General features: G+C 72.5%; 20 protein-coding genes. 7 read left to right on the top strand and 13 right to left on the bottom strand.

The window, feature by feature from the left end; genetic code table 11:
• Positions 1-33: 33 nt before the first annotated feature.
• Positions 34-606: a helix-turn-helix domain-containing protein gene (locus ACIREE_RS11225; protein ID WP_404149541.1), complete on the bottom strand. Its 573-nt coding sequence runs from the start codon at positions 604-606 to the stop codon at positions 34-36.
• Positions 607-699: 93 nt separating this feature from the next.
• Between ACIREE_RS11225 and ACIREE_RS11220 the strand changes: the two genes are divergently transcribed.
• Complete coding sequence (locus ACIREE_RS11220; protein ID WP_404149538.1) at positions 700-1,575, top strand: EamA family transporter; 876 nt, start codon at positions 700-702, stop codon at positions 1,573-1,575.
• A gap of 18 nt (positions 1,576-1,593) precedes the next feature.
• Here the strand turns inward: ACIREE_RS11220 and ACIREE_RS11215 are convergent, their stop codons facing one another.
• Both ACIREE_RS11215 and ACIREE_RS11210 read right to left on the bottom strand, forming a co-directional pair.
• A complete protein-coding gene (locus ACIREE_RS11215; protein WP_404149535.1) occupies positions 1,594-2,901 on the bottom strand; it encodes an MFS transporter in 1,308 nt (435 codons plus the stop codon).
• 243 nt (positions 2,902-3,144) lie between these two features.
• Positions 3,145-3,879, bottom strand: a complete 735-nt coding sequence (locus ACIREE_RS11210; RefSeq protein WP_404150467.1) for an acyltransferase — start codon at positions 3,877-3,879, stop codon at positions 3,145-3,147.
• Positions 3,880-4,002: 123 nt separating this feature from the next.
• Here ACIREE_RS11210 and ACIREE_RS11205 point away from each other — a divergent pair, with 123 nt between their 5' ends.
• On the top strand, positions 4,003-4,539 hold the full coding sequence (locus ACIREE_RS11205) for a gamma carbonic anhydrase family protein (RefSeq protein WP_404149532.1): 537 nt from the start codon (positions 4,003-4,005) through the stop codon (positions 4,537-4,539).
• Between the two features lie 36 nt (positions 4,540-4,575).
• On the opposite strand, the gene ACIREE_RS11200 is transcribed toward ACIREE_RS11205, so the two are convergent.
• The 3 genes from ACIREE_RS11200 to ACIREE_RS11190 all read right to left on the bottom strand — a co-directional run bounded on the left by ACIREE_RS11200 (position 4,576) and on the right by ACIREE_RS11190 (position 7,284).
• Positions 4,576-5,223 (bottom strand): DedA family protein, encoded by a 648-nt coding sequence (locus tag ACIREE_RS11200; protein ID WP_404149529.1) that lies wholly within the window; start codon positions 5,221-5,223, stop codon positions 4,576-4,578.
• Positions 5,224-5,308: 85 nt separating this feature from the next.
• Complete coding sequence (locus ACIREE_RS11195; RefSeq protein ID WP_404149527.1) at positions 5,309-6,907, bottom strand: carboxylesterase/lipase family protein; 1,599 nt, start codon at positions 6,905-6,907, stop codon at positions 5,309-5,311.
• A gap of 182 nt (positions 6,908-7,089) precedes the next feature.
• On the bottom strand, positions 7,090-7,284 hold the full coding sequence (locus ACIREE_RS11190; RefSeq protein ID WP_363194315.1) for an antitoxin: 195 nt from the start codon (positions 7,282-7,284) through the stop codon (positions 7,090-7,092).
• A gap of 143 nt (positions 7,285-7,427) precedes the next feature.
• Here ACIREE_RS11190 and ACIREE_RS11185 point away from each other — a divergent pair, with 143 nt between their 5' ends.
• A complete protein-coding gene (locus ACIREE_RS11185; protein ID WP_404150465.1) occupies positions 7,428-8,042 on the top strand; it encodes an HAD family hydrolase in 615 nt (204 codons plus the stop codon).
• A gap of 22 nt (positions 8,043-8,064) precedes the next feature.
• On the opposite strand, the gene ACIREE_RS11180 is transcribed toward ACIREE_RS11185, so the two are convergent.
• Positions 8,065-8,517: a DUF4442 domain-containing protein gene (locus tag ACIREE_RS11180; protein WP_404149525.1), complete on the bottom strand. Its 453-nt coding sequence runs from the start codon at positions 8,515-8,517 to the stop codon at positions 8,065-8,067.
• Between the two features lie 131 nt (positions 8,518-8,648).
• Between ACIREE_RS11180 and ACIREE_RS11175 the strand changes: the two genes are divergently transcribed.
• Together ACIREE_RS11175 and ACIREE_RS11170 are read left to right on the top strand one after the other, a co-directional pair.
• Positions 8,649-9,734, top strand: coding sequence for a hypothetical protein (locus ACIREE_RS11175; RefSeq protein ID WP_404149524.1), 1,086 nt, complete (start codon positions 8,649-8,651; stop codon positions 9,732-9,734).
• Between the two features lie 78 nt (positions 9,735-9,812).
• Positions 9,813-11,126, top strand: coding sequence for an MFS transporter (locus ACIREE_RS11170; RefSeq protein WP_404149522.1), 1,314 nt, complete (start codon positions 9,813-9,815; stop codon positions 11,124-11,126).
• Positions 11,127-11,140: 14 nt separating this feature from the next.
• Here the strand turns inward: ACIREE_RS11170 and ACIREE_RS11165 are convergent, their stop codons facing one another.
• Positions 11,141-11,998 (bottom strand): spermidine synthase, encoded by an 858-nt coding sequence (locus tag ACIREE_RS11165; protein WP_404149520.1) that lies wholly within the window; start codon positions 11,996-11,998, stop codon positions 11,141-11,143.
• 89 nt (positions 11,999-12,087) lie between these two features.
• Positions 12,088-13,275 carry an elongation factor Tu gene (gene tuf, locus ACIREE_RS11160; protein WP_404149518.1) on the bottom strand — a complete coding sequence of 396 codons (1,188 nt, stop codon included), beginning with the start codon at positions 13,273-13,275 and terminating at the stop codon, positions 12,088-12,090.
• Between the two features lie 387 nt (positions 13,276-13,662).
• On the opposite strand from tuf, the gene ACIREE_RS11155 reads away from it, so the two are divergent.
• Positions 13,663-14,406 carry a TVP38/TMEM64 family protein gene (locus tag ACIREE_RS11155; protein WP_404149516.1) on the top strand — a complete coding sequence of 248 codons (744 nt, stop codon included), beginning with the start codon at positions 13,663-13,665 and terminating at the stop codon, positions 14,404-14,406.
• Between the two features lie 20 nt (positions 14,407-14,426).
• Here ACIREE_RS11155 and ACIREE_RS11150 read toward each other — a convergent pair whose 3' ends face one another.
• From ACIREE_RS11150 to ACIREE_RS11135, 4 genes are all read right to left on the bottom strand, one after another.
• A complete protein-coding gene (locus tag ACIREE_RS11150; protein ID WP_404149515.1) occupies positions 14,427-15,134 on the bottom strand; it encodes a cupin domain-containing protein in 708 nt (235 codons plus the stop codon).
• Complete coding sequence (locus tag ACIREE_RS11145) at positions 15,128-16,066, bottom strand: PmoA family protein (protein ID WP_404149513.1); 939 nt, start codon at positions 16,064-16,066, stop codon at positions 15,128-15,130. The genes ACIREE_RS11150 and ACIREE_RS11145 overlap by 7 nt, the downstream gene beginning before the upstream one ends.
• Entirely contained in the window at positions 16,059-17,219 is a 1,161-nt protein-coding gene (locus ACIREE_RS11140) for a Gfo/Idh/MocA family protein (protein ID WP_404149511.1), read from the bottom strand. The genes ACIREE_RS11145 and ACIREE_RS11140 overlap by 8 nt, the downstream gene beginning before the upstream one ends.
• 152 nt (positions 17,220-17,371) lie before the next feature.
• A complete protein-coding gene (locus ACIREE_RS11135) occupies positions 17,372-18,559 on the bottom strand; it encodes an MFS transporter (RefSeq protein ID WP_404149509.1) in 1,188 nt (395 codons plus the stop codon).
• Positions 18,560-18,644: 85 nt separating this feature from the next.
• Between ACIREE_RS11135 and ACIREE_RS11130 the strand changes: the two genes are divergently transcribed.
• Entirely contained in the window at positions 18,645-19,628 is a 984-nt protein-coding gene (locus ACIREE_RS11130) for an ArsR family transcriptional regulator (protein ID WP_404149508.1), read from the top strand.
• Positions 19,629-19,680: the final 52 nt, after the last annotated feature.

Below are 19,680 nucleotides of genomic sequence, written 5' to 3'. Positions count from 1 at the left end.
TAACAGCCGCCGCGTGCCCCGGTTCCGGGCATCTCAGCGTTCGAACGGCACCGACACCGCCATCACCATCCGGGCCGGTACACCCCCGTCGTTGCGGTACTCGTGCGGCACGTCGGCCTCGAACGTGACGCTCGCGCCCTCCGGCACGACGTGGGCGACGCCGTCCACGACCAGGGTCAGCTCGCCCTCGGTGACATGGAGCAGCTCGACCGTGCCCTGGGGGTGCGGGTCGGACGGGCTGCCCTCGCCCGGCTGCAGCAGCCAGTCCCACATCTCCAGCGGGCCCGGCGCCTCGGTCCCGGCCAGCAGGCGGTGGTAGCTGCCCGCCTCCGTGGACCACAGTCGCACCGCCTGCTCGGCGGGCACGATCCGCACCTTGGGTCCCTGCTCGTAGTCGAGCAGGGTGGTGATGCTGATGCCGAGCGCGTCGCCGATCTTCACGACCGTGCCGATGCTCGGGTTGGTGCGGGCCTGCTCGATCTGGATGAGCATGCCGCGGCTGACACCGGCCCGGGTGGCGAGCACGTCCAGGGTGAAGCCGCGCTCCGAGCGCCAATGCTTGACGTTACGGGCGAGCGACTGGGTCAGGAGGTCGAGGTCCGACACATTCCGTCCAATATTTTGGATGACAGAGTGCAAGAAACTGAACTACGTTGTGGTGCACCATAACGTTCAGCGAACTGTACTGCGAGGTCGACAGTGGAAGTACCGTCCGCGCTCTTCGCCCTGGCCACGAGCCTCCTGTGGGGGCTGGCCGACTTCGGCGGCGGACTGCTCACCCGCCGGATGCCGGCGCTGACGGTCGTGGTCGTCTCCCAGTCCGTCGCCGTGGTCGTGCTCGGCGCGATCGTGGTCGCGACGGGCGGCTGGAGCGAGGCGGGACCGCAGCTCTGGTTCGCGGTCGGCGCGGGCCTGGTGGGGCCCGTCGCCATGCTTGCCTTCTACAAAGCACTCGCTCTCGGGCCGATGGGCGTCGTCTCCCCGCTCGGCTCGCTCGGCGTCGCCGTGCCGGTCGGCGTCGGTCTGGTGCTCGGCGAGCGCCCCGGGCCGCTCCAGTTGGCGGGGATCCTCGTGGCCGTCGCGGGTGTCGTCCTGGCCGGCGGGCCGCAGTTCCGGGGCGCGCCCGTGCAGCGCCAGGCCGTACTGCTCACCCTGCTCGCGGCGTTCGGCTTCGGCGCGGTGATGGCCCTGATCTCGGCGGCGTCGACCACTCTGACGGGCCTCTTCCTCGCGCTGTTCGTGCAGCGGGTGACGAATGTGGCGGCGGGCGGCACGGCACTCTACGTCTCCGCGAGGCGCGGGGCGCGGGTGCTGCCCGAGGAGGGTGGGGTGGGCCTCATCTGGCTCTCCCTCCCCGCGCTGGCCTTCGTCGGCCTCGCGGACGTCGCCGCCAACGGCACCTACTCGCTGGCCGCCCAGCACGGGCCGGTGACGGTCGCGGCGGTGCTGGCCTCCCTGTACCCGGTCATCACGGCTCTCGCGGCGCGCGGCGTGCTGAGCGAGCGGCTGCGCGGCGTCCAGGCGGCGGGCGCGGGGCTCGCCCTGGTCGGGACGGTGCTGCTGGCGACCGGCTGAGAACCCGCCGACCGGGGGTCAGATGCGGTAGCGGCGCAGCGCCGGTACCGCGAGGGCCAGGCCTCCCATGGCGACGACGACGAGAAGTCCGCCGCCGACGACCGCCGCGCGGGGGCCGAAGGCCGAACCCGCCGCACCGTGCAGGACGTCGGCGAGGCGGGGGCCGCCCGCGACGACGACCGTGAAGACGCCCTGCATGCGGCCGCGCATCTCGTCGGTGGCCGCGGACAGCAGGATCGCGCCGCGGAAGACCATCGAGACCATGTCGGCGACGCCGGCCACCGCCAGGAACACCACCCCGAACCACAGGCTGCCGCTCAGTCCGAACCCGGCGATGGCGACGCCCCAGGCGACGACCGCGCCGATCACCATCCAGCCGTGCCGGCGGGCCCGGGAGAACGTGCCGGAGAACAGTCCGCCGACCACGGCCCCGATGGGGATCGCCGCGAACAGCAGGCCGAGCGCGAGCCCTTCGCCGTACGGGGCGTAGGTCTCGGAGGCGAGCTGCGGGAAGAGGGCGCGGGGCATGCCGAAGACCATGGCGATGATGTCGGCGGAGAACGAGAGCAGCAGCACCTTGTGCGCGGAGATGTAGCGGAACCCGGCCGCTATCTCCCGCACGCCCGCCCGCCGCTTCGTCGCGGAGCCGAGCGGCGGCAGCGAGGGCAGCCGGTAGACCGCCCACACCGTGACGCACAGCGCCAGGGCGTCGATGAGGTACAGCTCGGGCAGGCCGATGACGGGGATGAGGACGCCGGCCAGGAGCGGGCCGATGACCTGGCCGGTCTGCATGACGGTCGAGCCGAGCGCGTTGGCGGCGGCCAGTTCGCCGGCGGGGACGAGGCGGGCGATGGAGGCGTTGCGCGCGGGGGCGTTGAGGCCCCAGAACGCCTGCTGCACCGCGAGCAGGATCATCAGGGCGGCCACCGAGTCGAATCCGGCGGCGGCCTGCACCCAGAACAGCACCGAGGTCACGGCGATGCCGCAGTTGGTGATCAGGAGCAGCTTTCGGCGGTCCATGCTGTCGGCGACCGCCCCGCCCCACAGGGCGAACACGATCAGCGGCAGCAGACCCGCCATGCTCGCCGCGCCGACCCACGCCGACGAGCCGGTGATGTCGTAGATCTGCTTGGGCACGGCGACCGCGGTGAGCTGGCTGCCCACGGCGGTGACGATGGTCGAGGACCACAGGCGGCGGTAGGCGGGGATGCGCAGCGGGCGGGTGTCCATGGCCCAGCGCCGCCATCCGCGCCGCGGCGGCGGCGCCTTCTCGTGCGCGGCCGCTCCCTGCGGGTCGGTGCCGGTGCTGCTCTCGCTGGTGTCCACGGGCTTCCTGGGTGCTCGTTACATCTATCGGATCCGGGGTTCACTATCGCAGCACCGCCAGGGCCTTACGAGAAGGGCCCTAAGGGCTGTCCCGTAATCCCTGGTGGATCAGCGCGCGGCGTCAGATGCGGTGCATCGCAAGGCGGAGGAGCGCCCGCATACTGGATGTATTCGGGCGTTTCGACAACGCGGCGAGGTGCCGTAGCTGTCGTCGTGCGCCCGCCAGGGATTACGGGACAGCCCTTAGCTCTCGTCCAGCTCGCCGAGAGCCACCAACTGCTCCGGTGTCACCCCGGACGGAATCGGTCGTGGGGCGGGGGTGCGCAGGGGCGGCTGCCAGCCCGCGTCCGCGTCCCAGGTGCGGACGACCCGGGCCGGCGCCCCTGCCACCACCGCGTGATCCGGTACGTCGCCGCGCACCACGGCGCCTGCCGCGACGACGACGTTCCGCCCGATCCTGGCGCCGGGCAGGATCACGGCGCCGGTGCCGATCCAGCAGCCGGGACCGATCTCGACGGGTTCCATGCGGGGCCACTGTTTGCCGATGGGCTGGTGCGGATCGTCGTACGAGTGGTTCGTGGACGTGATGTAGACGTACGGCCCCATGTACACGTCGCGCCCGATGGTCACGGTCGTATCCGCGATGACATGGCTCCCGCGTCCGATGACGACCCCGTCGCCGACGGTCAGGATGGGCTCGGGCCCCAGGTCCAGGTCCGGCATCAGGCCGGCGGTCAGGGTGACCTGTTCGCCGATGATGCAGTGCTCGCCGAGCCGGATCCAGGGCTCCCCGAACACCGTGCCCTGCGGGAACGAGAGCTTCGTGCCGTGCCCGATCGCGCCGAACCGGTGTCTCCCCGGTTGCTCCGCGGTGACCGCGCCCGCGCGCTGCATCCAGCGCCAGCCCGCCTGCACGACGCGATGGCCGAGCCTGCCCTTGGCGGACCGCCCATCTGACGAGAACACGTTCCACTTCATCGGCACGGCGCCACGTTACTCATCCGTACCGCCCGCCCCCACCTCGGCGCCCTGTGATCTTCACCCCACGGGTACGGTTCGCTCAGGCGTGACGCACGCAGGCTACGTAGGGAGCGGTACCCGATGGGAAGCACTGGCCACGAGGCACTCGTCACCGGCATCGGCGGCAAGGACCCCAAGGTGGACGCGGCGGCGTTCACGGCGCCGACGTCCGTGGTGATCGGCGAGGTGACGCTGCACGCGGGCGCGAGCGTCTGGTACGGGGCGGTGCTGCGTGCCGACTGCGGCCCGATCGAGCTCGGCGCCGACAGCAACATCCAGGACAACTGCACCGTGCACGTCGACCCCGGCTTCCCGGTGTCGGTCGGCGAGCGGGTCTCGGTCGGTCACAACGCGGTGCTGCACGGCTGCACCGTCGAGGACGACTGCCTGATCGGCATGGGCGCGACCGTCCTCAACGGCGCGGTGATCGGCGCGGGTTCACTCGTCGCGGCCCAGGCACTGGTCCCCCAGGGCATGGTGGTCCCGCCGGGTTCACTGGTGGCCGGCGTCCCCGCCAAGGTCAGGCGCGAACTGACCCAGGAGGAGCGCGAGGGCATCACCCTCAACGGCACGCTGTACGTGGAACTGGCGAAGGCCCACAGCGCGGCCCACGAGTAGAAGCCTGTCTCCGAGGCGGGTGCGATCGGCCGGGGCTCAGTCCCCGGCCACCACGGATTCCGGCTCGGCGGCGGTCTCCGCCGCGACCTTCGCCGCGCGCCGCTTCATGAACAGCATCGACGCGAGACCGAACAGCACGGCCAGGCCGAGACCCACGTACGAGAACCGCTTCAGCCAGTCCTCGGCGACGATCCCTAGGTAGTAGATGACGGCGGTCGTGCCGCCGGCCCAGACCACGCCGCCGAGGAAGTTGGCGATGAGGAACTTCCAGTACGGCATGTGCAGCACACCCGCGAGCGGCCCGGCGAAGATCCGCAGCAGCGCGATGAACCGGCCGATGAAGACGGCCCACATGCCCCACTTCTCGAACGACCGCTCCGCCGTGGCGATATGGGCGGGCCCGAAGTGCTTGGGGAACTTGCGTCCCAGCTTGGCGAGGAGCGGCCGCCCGCCCTTGCGCCCGATCGCGTACCCGATGGAGTCGCCGATGACGGCGCCCGCCGTGGCGCAGATCCCGAGGACGACCGGGTTGACGTCACCGTGCTGCGAGGACAGCAGCGCCGCCGAGACGAGCACGATCTCCCCGGGCAGCGGAATGCCCAGGCTTTCGAGGCCGATGACCCCCGCCACCAGGGCGTAGATGGCGACCGCCGGAATCGTGTCGAGCCATTCCTGGACGTGCAACGCCGTCGCCTCCCGTACCCGAAAATCCTTGTGCCCGGCGTGCGCTCCCCCTCTGGCCGCGCACGCCGGGCAGCCTACCTGCCTTTTAGGACGCCGCCGCGTCCCACAAGGTGCATCGATGGTCGCGGTGAACTGTCGTGGAGCGTGTGATCCCGCCCACGGAAGCGGTCCGCAGCGACAGCGTCCGCCCGGCCGAGCTCCGCTGGTCCGGCATCGCGGGCGCCCCCTCGGCCCGCGGCACAGAACCCCGCACGAACGAACCCCAGTACTGCACCATCCGCCGCGCCAGGACGCGCTGTTCCGCGTTGAGCGGCGTAGCGAGCCCGAAGTGCTTGAAGAGGTACTGCACCTCGTTCACGTGGGTGGCCCCGAAGTCGAACGTCCGGCCCGCTTCCCTGATCGACGCGAAGGGCGGCGAGGTGCGGTCGGCGAACTCGTACGCGTACACGGGCAGGCCGCTGCGCGCGAGCCGCTGGTTCAGGCGCAGCGCGGGGCAGGCCATGAGCTGGTCCCCGGCCGCTGCGGCATACGCGTACGTGGGAGAGGGGTGGCCCGCCAGGGGGTATTCCCCGAGCGCCCGGGTCCCGGCCTCCTGCCCGAAGGCGTCCACCAGCGCCTTCGGGTATGCGGCGGCCGTGAGCGGCGTGCCCTGCCCGTCGTACGCGCCGTACGCGAACAGCCGCCCCTCGTCCTGGTTGGCCCCGTTGAGTACGGGGACCCGCGCGGAGCGCCCGGCGGCGATCGACGCGGCCGGCTGCTCGGGCAGGAAGGCACCGCCCACCACGGGCGCCCAGTCGAATCCGGCCTGCGCCTCGAGGATCTCCTGGGACGACTTGCGCCGCAGACAGCCCACCACGTCGCCGGACGCGCACCCGAGCCGCGCGGCGAACGCGGCGCCGGATGCGCGGGCGTCCTCATGGGTGCGGGCCGCGCAGTCCCCGTACGCGCCGGACTCGACGATTCCGGCCCGGAACAGGCCCCGTCCGGTCGGTGAGGCGAGCTGGGTGCACACGGAGCGGCCGCCCGCGGACTCGCCCGCGACGGTGACCCGGCCCGGGTCGCCGCCGAACCGCCAGATGTTGGCGCGTACCCAGCGCAGTGCCAGCTGTTGGTCCTGCAGCCCGAAGTTGCCCGAGACGCCGTCGGAGGCCTGCCGGTCGAGCCCGGCCGCGGCGAGGAAACCCATGGCTCCCAGGCGGTAGTTGACGGTGACGACCACGGTGCCGGTGGTGCGCGCGAAGGTGTCGGGGACGATGTCGGCGCCCGCGCCCGCGGTGAGCCCGCCGCCGTGCAGCCACACCATCACGGGGCGATCGGCGGATCCGTCGGGCGCGTACACGTTGAGGTCCAGGCAGTCCTCGGTGTACGTCGGGTCTTCGTAACCCGGATCCCAACTCGCCGACTGTACGCACCTGTTGCTGAACTCCGTCGCGTCGCGCACCCCGCGCCAGGGCTCCGCCGGCCGTGGTTCCCGCCAGCGCAGCGCGCCGACGGGTGGCTGCGCATAGGGGATGCCGAGGAACTGCCGCCCCTCACTGGTGTGTTGACCGCGCACCACGCCGGTCCCGGTGCGGACCAGGGTGTCGGCAGGCACGGACGCGCGAGCGGCCGCCGCGGGCAGCAGCGCGGTGGCCAGGGTCGTCACCAGGGCGGCGACGAGGATGCGTGTACGACCGTTCCGCATGGGCTGTCACTCCTTCTCGCGTACGCGTCCCTGCGTACGACCGACCGGCCGGAAAACTAGGGCCGACGTTGACTCGTGTCAATGGAAGGAGCGGAAAACGCCGGAAGCCCCGCCGCGGGTGCGGCGGGGCTTCCAAGACGTGCAGCCCTGTACAGCTCAGTGCCCGCGGGGCGGGCCGGCCGTCACTTCTGGGCCGGTGGTTCCTGCCCGCGGTCGCCGCCGAGCTGGTCCTTCATCTTCTGCTGGGCGGTGTCGACCTGACCGCTGTACTTGTTCTGGGTCCTGCCGTCGACGTAGTCCCCGGCCTTGTCGATGCCCTTGCCGGCCTGATCCTCGTGGCCCTTGAACATCTGCTTGAGCTTGTCCATCACGGACATGGTCGGCCTCCTCGGTTCGAGCCGTTGTCTCCAGCATGGGCGCTCATCGGAGTTGTCGCATCCGCAGAAAAGCGGAGAGGGGCATGCGGGCCTTCCGCACGGGCCGAGGGCCGTGCTATTCCTCGGCCGTGACCGCCTCCGACATGCTCAGCAGCCCCTTCGACGCGGTGCTGTGCGACCTCGACAACGTGATCCGCTTCTACGACATGGCACCGCTGGCCGAGCTGGAACGCGCGGCGGGCCTCCCCGTGGGCACCACGGCACAGGTGGCCTACGCCCCCGAGGTGGACCTGCCGCTGCTCCTCGGCAAGATCACCAAAGCGGAGTGGGTGGACTCCATCGCTTCGGCGCTCACCGGTCGGGTACCAAGGAAAGAGGCCAGGGAGCTGGGCGCGGCGCTCGCCGATGCGCCGTTCCGCGCCGACGCCGAAGTGGTCGCTCTGTTGCGCCGGGCGCGGGCTCGCCTGCCCCTGGTCCTGGTGACCAACGCGACCCTGGAGCTGGAACGCGACCTCGCGGCGATGGGTCTCACGGATCTCGCCGATCACGTCGTCAGCAGCGCCCTGGTCGGGGTGGCCAAGCCGGACCGGGAGATCTACGAGATCGCGGTCGAGCGTGCGGGCGTGGCCGCCCACCGGTGCCTGTTCGTGGACGACCGGCTGGAGAACGTCGAGGCCGCCGTCGCACTCGGAATGACCGGAGTGCACTACCGGGAACGTGCCGACCTCGACGCGATGCTGAGCAACGGATCCCCGTGAACGGGGGCGCCTGTGTGCCGGGTCAGCTGTTGGGGCGCAGGGTCCAGACCACCGTCATCTCGCCGGTCACCGCGCCGTCCTCCCGCTGGATCTCGATGGTCACCGGGAACTCCGGGCGCTCGCCCGCGTCCAGCTCCGCGACCACGTCGGCGGCCGGGCGGCCGAGCGTCGCCGTGGCGGTGACCCGGCCCATGGCCAGCTTCTTGTACGCGATCTCCGCACTGACGGCCAGTGGCACCGCCCGCGAGAGCTGGTCCCCGAAGGCGGCCAGCACGATGGCGCCGCTCGCGGACTCGCCGAGCGTGAACATCGCGCCGGCGTGCGGGCCGCCGACGTGGTTGTGGTAATCCGCCTGGTCGGGCAGTGCGACGACCGCCTTCTCCGGCGTGGTTTCGAGGAAGGCGAGGTTCAGGGTGCGGGCCATCGGCACCGTGGCGGCGAGCATCTCGCCGATCGACATCTGGTCTGCGCTCATGACCCGCATGTTACCCATGGGTAGCAAGCTTGGCCATCCTCCCGTTTGAAGGCGCGTGCGGATCGAACCGTTGCACGTCCGGTACCCGGCGGGGATCCCGGTGGCCCCACGACCCTCTATCGTTTACGGCCATGTGGCCAGGACAGCAGCCGCCCGGGGGCGAGCAGAACCCGCAGGACCCGAACAACCCCAACTACCCCAGCAACCCACCGACGCCGAACCCGTACCAGCAGCCGGGATTCCAGCAGCCGAATCCCTATCAGCAGCAGCCCGGGTATCAGCAGCCGAACCCGTACCAGCAGCAGCCGGGGTACCAGCAGCAGCCTGCGTGGAACGCGCCGACGACGCCGCTCGGCCCGCCGCAGCCGCCGAACAAGGGCGGTGGGGAGAACCGCACGAAGATCGTCGCCATCGTCGCGGCGGTCGCCGTCGTCGTCGCCGCCGGGGTGACCGGGCTCCTGGTGCTCGGCGGAGACAAGGACGACGACGCCGAGGGCAAGGACAAGCAGAGTCCGAGCGCCTCGCGGTCCGCAGGCCAGAAGCCGAGCCCTTCCGCGTCGACCGGCGGCAACCCGCGCGGCGGGGACAGCGCGGTCAAGCCGGTCGTCGCCGGCTGGCAGCCGGTGGTGAACACCAAGCACAAGACCGTGTTCGACGTCCCGCCGGGCTGGGAGGTCAGCCCCGGAGGCGCGGACCAGATCATCGGGTTCGAGTACGACTACAAGGACAAGAAGGGCAAGAAGGACCACGGTATGACCACCGTGTCCGCCCCTGCCGCGTACAAGTCCAAGTGGTGCTCCGACGACTCCGACAAGGACGGGCGCCAGGACGACACCTCGCTCGCCGGCGCCGGGACCCGCGGTGAGGACGGCGCCAAGACCGCGGCGCAGGCCGCCGAGAACCGTGTGCCGTGGTGGATCTACGGCGGGTACACCGAGCCGGACATGAAGTCGGTGAGGCCGGGCAAGCCCAAGGACTTCACCAACGCCCAGGGCGTCGCGGGCAGCCTGATCAAGGCGACGTCCGTGAACTCCCCGCAGAAGGGCAAGTGCGCCAGCGACGGCAAGGCGGTCGTCTTCGCCTTCCAGAACGAGGCCGGGGACTACGTGTCCTGGGACCTGTGGGGCGCGAAGGGCGTCAAGGGCGAACTGGACGACGCGACGATCGACAAGATCCTCGGCTCGGTCCGCTTCTACAAGGACCCGACCGCGTCCTGAGCGGCCCCACCCAACCGGCCCGAGCCCTTCACGAGGGAACGGTTTGGCAAATGGGCGCGCGGCGGCGATAGTCCCTCAGTGACCTCAGCCGCCGCCTCCCCGCCGCCCCCGGCCCCCGCGCCCCCGCGCCGCCGCCCCGCGTGGGCCGGACGCAACTACTCGCTGCTCGCCGTCGCCGCGTTCGTCACGACGCTCGGGGCGCACGGCGCGCTCATCGCGTCCGCCTTCGCCGTGCTCGACGCAGGCGGAGACGGCGGCGACGTGGGTCTGGTGGCCGCGGCGCGCACCCTGTTCCTGGTCGTCTTCCTGCTGGTCGGCGGGGCGGTGGCCGACCGGCTGCCGCGCCACCACGTGATGGTCGCGGCCAACGCCCTCAACTTCCTTTCGCAGGGCGCCTTCGCGCTGCTCATCCTCCAGGGCGACCCGAAGCTGTGGCAGATGATGGCGCTCAGCGCGCTCGGCGGCACGGGCCAGGCGTTCTTCAATCCGGCGGCCGAGGGCATGCTGATGGCGTCGGTCTCCGGGGAGCACGCGAGCCGCGCCTTCGCGATGTTCCGCATGGGCATGTCCGGCGCCGCGGTGGGCGGCGCCGCGCTCGGCGGGGCGATGGTCGCGGCGATCGGCCCCGGCTGGGTCCTCGCGGTCGACGCGGCGGCGTTCGTGGTGGCCGGCGCGCTGCGCATGTTCCTCGACGTGAGCCATATCGCGCCACGCGTTCCGGGCAGCGGGCTGCTCTCCGACATGCGGGACGGCTGGCGGGAGTTCATCGGGCGGCCCTGGCTGTGGACGATCGTCGCCCAGTTCTCGGTGGTCGTCGCGGTGGTGGGCGCCGCCGAGGCGGTGTTCGGGCCGCTGGTCGCGCGCGACGAGCTCGGCGGGGCCGGACCGTGGGGCCTCGCCCTCGGCGCGTTCGGCGTCGGTACGATCCTCGGCGGCCTGCTGATGATGCGCTGGAAACCGCAGCGGCTGCTGTTCGCCGCGACGCTGTCGGTGTTCTCGCTGGCCCTGCCGTCCGCGGCGCTCGCCATCCCCGTGCCGCTGCCGGCCCTGGTCGCCGTGATGTTCGTCAGCGGCGTCACGATCGAGATCTTCGGAGTCTCCTGGATCACCGCCCTGCATCAGGAGATACCGGAGGAGAAACTCTCCCGCGTCTCGGCGTACGACTGGTTCGGCTCGGTGGCGATGGTGCCGCTGGCCACCGCGCTCGCCGGTCCCGCCGAGTCGGCGTTCGGCCGGACGCCGTCCCTGTGGGGGTGTGCGGCCCTCGTCGTCGTGGCCACCACGGCGGTCCTGTTCGTGCCGGACGTACGCAATCTGCGCCGCCGTCCACCGGCCCCGGTCGCGGCGGGGGCGCTGCCCGCCGCACAGAAAGCGGACGCCACCGGGCGCTGAGAACCTGTCCGAGGTCACCCCACGCTGAACGCGCCGCCCGGGGGCTCCGGCGAGGGCACCGCGTCCGCGTCCGCGACGGCCTGCGCGTCGCCGACGAAGCGGCGCAGCCCGTCCCCGTGCTCGACCCGCGCCGGAAACACGTCGCGGGCGGTGCGGCGCGCGAGCTCCGCGACGTCGAGCTCGCTCTGCGAGGCGACGAGCACGGCGTTGCCGAACCGTCGGCCGCGCAGCACCGCGGGCTCCGCGATCAGCGCGATGTGCGCGAACACACCGCGGAACGTGGCCAGTTGGGAGCGCAGGAAGGTGAACGGCGCCCCGTCCGCGAGGTTCGCCGCGTAACTGCCGCCCGGCCGCAGTACCCGGTCCGCCTCGCGTGCGTACGCCTCGGTCGTCAGATGGGCGGGCACCCGCGAACCGCCGAAGACATCGGCCACGAGGACGTCCGCGGACCCGTCCTGCGCCGTCCGCAGCCACTCCCGGGCGTCGTCGCCGTGCACGGCGACATCCGTGCCGGCCGGCAGCGGAAGGTGCTCGGCGACCAGGGCGAGGAGGGCCCGGTCCGCGTCGACGACATGCTGGTGGGACCCGGGCCGCGTCGCGGCGACGTACCGGGGCAGCATGAGGGCCCCGCCGCCCAGGTGCAGCACGTCGAGCGGCAGCCCGTCCTGCGCCGCGCAGTCGAGCACGTGCCCGAGCCGGCGCGCGTACTCGAACTCCAGGTGGGTCGGTTCGTCGAGGTCGACGTACGACTGCGGGGCCCCGTCCACGGTGAGCAGCCAGGCCCGCCGCCGGTCCACGTCGGGCAGCAGCTTGGCGGTGCCGTGGTCGACGACGCGGGTGACGGGTATCGGCTCGGGGTCGGGTGCGTTCACGTGCCCATTGTGCCGGGGGTCCGGGCCCGGTGGCGGACGGCTGTGTGGCCGGGGCCCAAGGGTCCCGGCCACACACCGGCCTGCTCCGCCTACTCGGTCTCGACGGTCGTCACCGTGCCGGCGCCGACGGTCCGCCCGCCCTCGCGGACGGCGAAGCCGAGCCCGGCCTCCAGCGGCACGTCACGGCCGAGCTCGACCGTCATGGTGACGGTGGAGCCGGGCCGGGCGACGGCCGCCGCACCGAGGTCGATGTCGCCGACCACGTCCGCGGTGCGCAGGTAGAACTGCGGACGGTAGCCGGTGGCGACGGGCGTGCTGCGGCCGCCCTCCGCCGCCGACAGGACGTACACCTGCGCGGTGAAGCGCCGGGCGGGCCGTACGCTGCCGGGCTCCGCGACGATGTGCCCGCGCCGCACCGCGTCGCGCGGCACCCCGCGCAGCAGCAGCGCCACGTTGTCCCCGGCCTGCGCCTCGTCCATCGGCTTGCCGAAGGTCTCGAGGCCGGTCACGACGGTCTCCCCTTCCTTGACGGTCTCGGCCCCGTACACCCGCACCCGGTCGCCGACCCGGATCCGCCCGCGCTCCACGGCGCCGGTGACGACGGTGCCGCGCCCGCTGATGGTCATGACGTTCTCGACCGGCATCAGGAACGGCGCGTCCACATACCGCTCCGGCATCGGGACGTAGGTGTCCACCGCGTCGAGCAGCGCCTCGATCGACGCCTCCCACCGCGGGTCCCCCTCCAGGGCCTTGAGCCCGGAGACGCGGACGACGGGCACGGAGTCGCCGCCGTAGCCGTGCGCGGACAGCAGCTCGCGTACCTCCAGCTCGACGAGGTCGGTCAGTTCCTCGTCACCGGCGTCCGCCTTGTTGACGGCCACCACGATGTGGTCGACGCCCACCTGCCGCGCCAGCAGCACGTGTTCGGCGGTCTGCGGCATGATCCCGTCGAGCGCGGACACGACGAGGATCGCCCCGTCGAGCTGGGCCGCGCCGGTGACCATGTTCTTGATGTAGTCGGCGTGGCCCGGCATGTCCACGTGCGCGTAGTGCCGGGTGTCGGTCTCGTACTCGACGTGCGCGATGTTGATGGTGATGCCGCGCTGCGCCTCCTCGGGCGCCTTGTCGATCCGGTCGAACGGCACGAACGTGCTCGCGCCGCGGCCGGCGAGGACCTTGGTGATGGCGGCGGTCAGGGTGGTCTTGCCGTGGTCGACGTGGCCCATGGTGCCGATGTTCAGGTGCGGCTTGGTGCGCACGTATGCCGTCTTGGGCATGGCTGGGGTGGTCCCTTCCGGAACATCTGAGTCATTCAGATACGCGATGGCCTCCTGCGGGAGGCGGGGACCCCTGAGCCGGACCGACCCTCCCCCTGCGGGGTCCGCCGGAATGTCCGGAGAGGGTCAGCTTCGCGCGCCGTCGACGGCTGCTGCGAGGAAGACGGCAGCCTGAGCTGCGTCCGCGACTGCGGACGGAGCTGCGGGGAAGGCGTGCCGGAACATGCTGCTGAGCATCGCCGACGCAACGCCCCACGTCGAATGGTTTTCGGCACCCCGTGCGGTCGCTCGGCCGACCACGGACCTACGTTCCTCAGCGCGTCCCGCACCGGAAAAGTGAGACGTAGCCTACGGCGATCTTATGCGTATGTCGGTTAGTCTCCCCTGATGTTCGAACCAGTAGCCGCCCGTCCCGCCGCGCGCTGCACCAGAGCGCTGTTGTCGCCCTGGTCGAGACTGTCGCTTCTGGTGGTGCTGCTGGCCGCGGGCGCGACGTGTGTGCTGCTCTTCGAACCGCAGCGGTTCCTGTCCGGCGCGTGGATGTCCGAAGTGGGCGGCGCGGTCGCGGTGGTGCTGTTCGCGGTGGCGTACGGGGTGTGCACGGTCGCGTTCCTCCCGCGCCCGCTCCTCAACCTGGCGGCGGGCGCCCTCTTCGGCTCGCAGCTCGGCCTGCTCGGGGCGATCGGCGGAACGGTGCTCGGCGCGGGTCTCGCCTTCGGCCTGGGCCGGATGCTCGGCCAGGACGCGCTGCGCCCGCTGCTGCGCGGCCGCTGGCTCAAGGCGGCGGACGGGCAGTTGAGCCGGCACGGCTTCCGTTCGATGCTGGCGGCCCGCCTCTTCCCCGGCATCCCGTTCTGGGCGGCGAACTACTGCGCTTCGGTCTCCCGCATGAGCTGGCCCGCGTTCCTGCTCGCCACGGCCCTTGGGTCGATCCCGAACACGGCGGCCTACGTGGTGGCGGGCGCGCGGGCGTCGACGCCGACGTCCCCGGTCTTCCTGATCGCGATGGGCTTCATCACGGTCACGGGCGTGGCGGGAGCCCTGGTGGCGTGGCTCAAGCGGCACAAGCTGCGGGGCGGCGCACAGGAACGCGAAGAGGTGCGCCCCACGGAGCACGCGGCGCACCTCTAGGGCCCTGCCCGTTTACGGACTCAGTCGGTCCGGTAGACGTCCAGGCGTCCGCACATCCCGAATTTCCCGCGCGCCGACGGTACTTCGGAGCGCACCACGGCGTCGGCGAGGTGCCCGGCGTCCCCGTCCGCGAGCCGGTCGAGCTGGTGCCCGGTCGCGGCGGACGCGGCGGCGGCCCCCTGCTCCCACCGGGTACGCCACGCGTCGAGCCGGTGCCGTACGAGCGCGGCTGCCGCCTCGTGGAAGGCCGCGAGTTCCTTCGGCTCCTCGCGCAGGCGCAGGTACCCCTCGATCGCGAGGTCGCGCCGGGCCCGTGCCACCCGCTCCTGCTCCGCCTCGGGGGCGTCGGCGGGAATGGCCGTGGCGGCGGCGTACGTGTCGGGGTCGGTCAGGTACGCGGGCGGCAGCGTGAGCACGGCGTCGCCCGCCTCGGGCAGCCCGCTGTTCTGCATGAGGACGACGATGCGCAGGCCGCCGTCCTCGTTGACGAGCCGGTGGATGGTGCCCGGCGTGAACCAGGCGACGGTGCCCGCGTCCAGCGGCGTCTGCTCGAACCCGGAGGCGGTGAGCGTCTGGACGGCGCCGCTTCCCGCGGTGACGACGTACCCCTCGCTGCACGTCAGATGCATGTGCGGGGTGCCGCCGCACAAGCCGTCGGCGGCGGGCCAGTCGTACACCGACAGATGCGAGACGGCGACGCCGCCGGGCAGCCCCTCGAAGGTCACCACGGGTGGTCCTCCAGGTACTTGCTGATCTCGTCGCGTTCCCACGCCCCGTCGGCGACGACCACGCGGTAGCGGCGGGTGAGGGTGGCGCCGGGCTCCAGGACCAGTTCGTCGTAGTAGGCGAAGGAGGGAGCCACGGCGGCGAACGGGTCGTTGCGCACGAACCAGTGCGCCGGATGGGCGCCCCGCTCCCCCGCGTGGTCGTTCTCCACGGCGTGTTCGAAGACGAGCGTGGCGTGCCCGTCGGCCCCGTCGTGCTCCGCGCTGTACGCGAGCCAGGGCGCCTGCGTCCCCATGATCTCCGGTCCCTCGGCGTCGGCCGTCTGGACGCGGCCGCCGCGGAAGCCGCGCGGGCCGCGCCAGAACAGGCCGGTGTAGCCCGCGAGTTCACGGCCATGGGTGGTGGGGCTGCCGAACCGCAGGGGTTCGGCGCGGCGGTTGGTGACGGCGCTGGTCCAGGTCAGCGCATAGGAGCCGGCGGCCGGGTCGACGTCGCGCACCTCGATGCGGCGCGACTCCTCGGCCCACAGTTCACCGTCGTACGGGTGCCAGGTCAGCCGCTCCGCGATGGTCGGCCCGTGCCCGTCCCCCCCTACCGTCCCTACCGTGTCGAAGCCGACGTGGGCCATGGAGCCGACCCGCTCGGGCTGCGCCAGGTAACCCTCGCCGTGCACATAGCAGTTGCCGCCCCACAGGTTCTGGCCCGAGAGGTGCGAGGCGGTCATCTGCAGGCCCTTGTGCCAGCGGTGGTCGTTGGGCCGGTAGTCGGTGACGATGTCGCCGCTCAGCGTCCTGATCGGGTGGAGGTACGGCTTCGGTGCCTCCCACGCCGCTTCGGGCCGGTAGACGTAGGCGAACAGGTCGACGCCTGTGGTGGGTTCGGTGACGGTGATCCGGTCACCGTGGGCGTGGACGACACGCAGGGGTTCACTCATGGGTACCGGCCTCCTGGGTGGGCGCCCAGCCGGGGGCGCCGCCGTGCAGGGCTGTGTAGTACGGGTCGCCCGGGCCGATCTCGCCGGCCCGGACGGTGACGTCGGTGAACGCGGACTTGTACAGGGCGGAGATCAGCTCCAGGCTGGTACGCCCGTCGGGGCCGCTGCTGCGCGGCCGCTCTCCCGCGCGCATAGAGGCGAGAAGTTCGCGCAGCTGGGCGAGGTGGGAGCTGGGCACGTCGGGGCCGAAGTCCCGCCAGGACGCGGCCAGTTCTCCGGGTACGTCGCGCGCCGGGGTGACGGTCCAGTCGGCGTTCCCGTACCCGTACAAGTGGGTCAGTTCCAGGGTGGCGCGCTCGCAGTCGACGCGGATGCGGCTGACCTCGTCGGGGCTGAGGACGCTGTTGACGACGGTGGCCAGAGCCCCGCTCTCGAAGCGCACGAGGGCGGTCGACACGTCCTCGGTCTCCACGTCGTGCACGAGCCGCCCGGCCATGGCCCGCACCTCGGACCACGGGCCGAGGAGGTCGAGCAGCAGATCCGTCTGATGGATCCCGTGCCCCATGGCGGGGCCGCCGCCCTCGGTGGCCCAACGGCCGCGCCAGGGCACGGAGTAGTAGGCGGTGTCCCGGTGCCAGGTGGTCTGGCAGTGGGCGACGAGCGGCCGCCCCACCTCCCCCTTGGCGAGCAGGTCGCGGACGTGCCGCGCGCCCGACCCGAATCGGTGCTGGAACACGATGGCCGCGTACGGGCCGCCCCGCGCGCCCTCGGCCGCCTCGATGGCGTCGAACTCCGCGAGGGACGGCGTGGGCGGTTTCTCGCACCAGACCCAGGCGCCCGACTCCAGGGCGGCGACGGTCTGTTCGCGGTGCAGGGTGGGCGGGGTGCAGACGGTGACGAGGTCGGGCCGCTGCTCGTCGAGCATGCGCTGAAGATCGGTGTACGGGTGCGGGACGCCGCCGTCCGCGCAGAACCGGCGCACGGCGTCGTCGTCGATGTCGACGGCCGCGACGACGTCGAGCTCGCCCTCGGCGGCGAGCTGCTGGAGGGCGGGCAGGTGACTGCCGCGGGCGATGCCGCCGGTGCCGATCACGGCGGCCTTGAGGCGGTGGGTACGGGGGCCGGAGCGAGTCGGTGCGGGTGCGCTGCGCATGGGCGCGATCAACACTCCATCGGGGTGCGGTGACGGGACCTGACGCGAAGGGACGGCGCGCATAGCAAGCGCTTTCCCCTCGTCGACGCTAAGCGCGCGGGGCGACGGGGGTCAACAGGGCGGAGGGAGTTGATCCACTCCGCGGACCTGGTTCACGGAGCGAGCGTCCGGGGTCGCCGGCTCTCCACCGGACGCAGACCGGGGGCGAGCGCGAGCGTGACGGCCAGGGACAGGGCCGCCAGCACCGCCATGGCCGCCGACGGCGACGTGACCTCGGCCAGCGCCCCCGCGATGAGCGCCGCCACCCCTTGCGCCGAGAGCATCCCCGCAGTGTGCAACCCCAGGGCGTGCCCGCTCAGTTCCTCCGGGGTCAGCGCCACGAGGCGTTCCTGCAGCAGCAGGCTCGCCGCGTACCCGACGGAGGCGAGCGCCACCGCGACGGCGGCGACCGGCAGCGCGGGCGTCATCGCGAACACCAGGTACGGCGCGGCCAGCAGCAGCCGCAGGGGCGCACCGAGGCGGGCCCGCCAGCGGGGCGACAGGAAGCGTCCCGCGAGGATGTCCCCGGTGAGCATGCCGAGGGCGGCGCTCGCCAGGAGCAGGCCCGCGTGCCGGGGATCGTAGGGGACGAAGAGGGCCTCGCAGCCGACGATCAGCCCGTTCGGCACCCAGAGGGCCAGGTACACGTACCGGCGCGGTCGCGACGACCACAGCGCTGCGTTGCCGCGCCGCGTCTCGGCGACCGACGGGCGGCCGGTGGCCCGCGCCGGGCGCCGGGTCAGACCGAAGCGGGCGACCGCCGCCGACAGGCCGTACAGGCCCGCCGCGATGAGCAGGGTGCCGCGCGGGGACAGTACCTGGACCAGGACGCCGCCGAGCGCGAACCCGAGGATCTGGCAGGTGCCCGCGCTCATGTTCAAGACCGAGCGGCCCAGCAGGTACCCGTCGCGGTCGAGGATGTGGGTGAGCAGGCCGTAGCGGACACCGCCGCCGAGGGCCGCGGGGACGCCCTGGGCCAGGACGAGGGTGAGCGCGGCCGCTGTGGGCAGACCCGGCGCGGCCTGCGCCGCGGTGGCGAGGCCCAGGAACAGCGGGAGTCCGGTGAGGGCCGCGCGCGCCGGCAGCCGGTCCGCCGCCGACAACAGCGTGAACGCGCCCACGACTTGGGCGAGCGCGGGACCGAACATGGCGAGCGCGGACAGCAGCGCCGAGCCCGTCGAGGCGTAGACGAGTGAACCGAGGGCCAGTCCCGCGACCGTCTGGGCGGCGGTCTGGAGCGAGCAGGCCAGGAAGAACGGCGAATATTCCGGCGTGGTGAACAGGTCCCGGTAAGTGCGCATGGACGCAGGCTCCGGGGCCGCGTGCGAGGGGCGTTAATGTTTCGCGGACCGGCGAAACAAGAGGCGGGACAAAAGGGGGCCGTCCGTGGGGGTCTGGCAGGTCGACGCGGACACGCTCGCGGGCAGCCGCTTCGTGGTGTCGTCGCTGGCCGAGACGACCGCGAGCCTGAAGAAACTGGCGGACCCCGCGGCAGCGCACCCCGGCGAACGGCAGTGGCTGGACACGCACCTGCCCGCCTACCGCGCGCGCCTCACCGCGGACCCCGTGACGGCGCTGCTGGTGGTCGCCGCGTTCGGGGCGACCTGGATCGCCGACTTCGTCACGCCCACCCCGGCCGGCTTGTGCGACCTCGACCTGGACGACGGGCTCGCCCGGATCCGCGCCACCCCGCCACGGGCCGTACGCGCAGATCTCGCGGTCTCCTCCCGGGGCCCGCTGCCCGCCGCCCTGACCCGCGCCGACGACCTCGCGGAGCGCACCGCCGCGCTCCTGGAGTGGGTGTGGCGGGAGACGGTGCGGCCGCAGTGGGCACGGCGGCGCCGGGTCATCGAGGCCGATGTCGTCGCGCGGACCCGGCAGTTGACGGTCGGCGGCTGGACGGCGGCGTTCGGCGGCATGCGTCCCGCCATGCGCTGGCTGGGCGACGGACGCCTGCGGATCAACGCGCACGACTATCCACCGCGCGACATCTCCGGGTCCGCGCTGCTGTTCGTCCCCGTCACCCCGCAGCAGGGCTGGTTCTCCTGGGAGGCTGCCGCCGACCGGTACGCCGTGGTGTACCCGTGCGCGGGCGCGCTGGCCGAAGCGGGCCGGGCGGCACCGCCCTCGGGGCTCGCCGCGCTGATCGGACCGGCCCGCGCCCAGGTCCTCGTCCTCCTCGACCAGCCGCTGACGACGACCCAGCTGGTGGCTCTCACCGGTCAGGGCCTGGGCTCGGTCGGCCGCCATCTCAAGGTGCTGCTCGATGCCCGTCTCGTACGGCGCCGCCGCGCGGGCCGCTCGGTGCTGTACTACCGCGCCCCTGCAGGGGACACGCTCCTGGCGGCGCAGCGGGAGGCCGGGCCGTAGCACCTGTGTCTGTCCCTGCCCCTGGGGCCCCTCGGGCGGACCCTGTCGCGAG

The organism is Streptomyces sp. NPDC102467 (assembly GCF_044765445.1).
Taxonomy (GTDB): Bacteria; Actinomycetota; Actinomycetes; order Streptomycetales; family Streptomycetaceae; genus Streptomyces.
This window is presented reverse-complemented; position numbering and strand designations above follow the sequence as displayed.

Excerpts from the sequence above, each read along its gene's own strand:
- ACIREE_RS11155 (WP_404149516.1), top strand. The coding sequence starts at position 13,663 with ATGTTCGAACCAGTAGCCGCCCGTCCCGCCGCGCGCTGCACCAGAGCG.
- ACIREE_RS11145 (WP_404149513.1), bottom strand. The coding sequence starts at position 16,066 with ATGAGTGAACCCCTGCGTGTCGTCCACGCCCACGGTGACCGGATCACC.
- ACIREE_RS11185 (WP_404150465.1), top strand. The coding sequence starts at position 7,428 with ATGCTCAGCAGCCCCTTCGACGCGGTGCTGTGCGACCTCGACAACGTG.
- ACIREE_RS11195 (WP_404149527.1), bottom strand. The coding sequence starts at position 6,907 with ATGCGGAACGGTCGTACACGCATCCTCGTCGCCGCCCTGGTGACGACC.
- tuf (WP_404149518.1), bottom strand. The coding sequence starts at position 13,275 with ATGCCCAAGACGGCATACGTGCGCACCAAGCCGCACCTGAACATCGGC.
- ACIREE_RS11140 (WP_404149511.1), bottom strand. The coding sequence starts at position 17,219 with ATGCGCAGCGCACCCGCACCGACTCGCTCCGGCCCCCGTACCCACCGC.
- ACIREE_RS11190 (WP_363194315.1), bottom strand. The coding sequence starts at position 7,284 with ATGTCCGTGATGGACAAGCTCAAGCAGATGTTCAAGGGCCACGAGGAT.
- ACIREE_RS11180 (WP_404149525.1), bottom strand. The coding sequence starts at position 8,517 with ATGAGCGCAGACCAGATGTCGATCGGCGAGATGCTCGCCGCCACGGTG.
- ACIREE_RS11175 (WP_404149524.1), top strand. The coding sequence starts at position 8,649 with ATGTGGCCAGGACAGCAGCCGCCCGGGGGCGAGCAGAACCCGCAGGAC.
- ACIREE_RS11210 (WP_404150467.1), bottom strand. The coding sequence starts at position 3,879 with ATGAAGTGGAACGTGTTCTCGTCAGATGGGCGGTCCGCCAAGGGCAGG.
- ACIREE_RS11205 (WP_404149532.1), top strand. The coding sequence starts at position 4,003 with ATGGGAAGCACTGGCCACGAGGCACTCGTCACCGGCATCGGCGGCAAG.
- ACIREE_RS11135 (WP_404149509.1), bottom strand. The coding sequence starts at position 18,559 with ATGCGCACTTACCGGGACCTGTTCACCACGCCGGAATATTCGCCGTTC.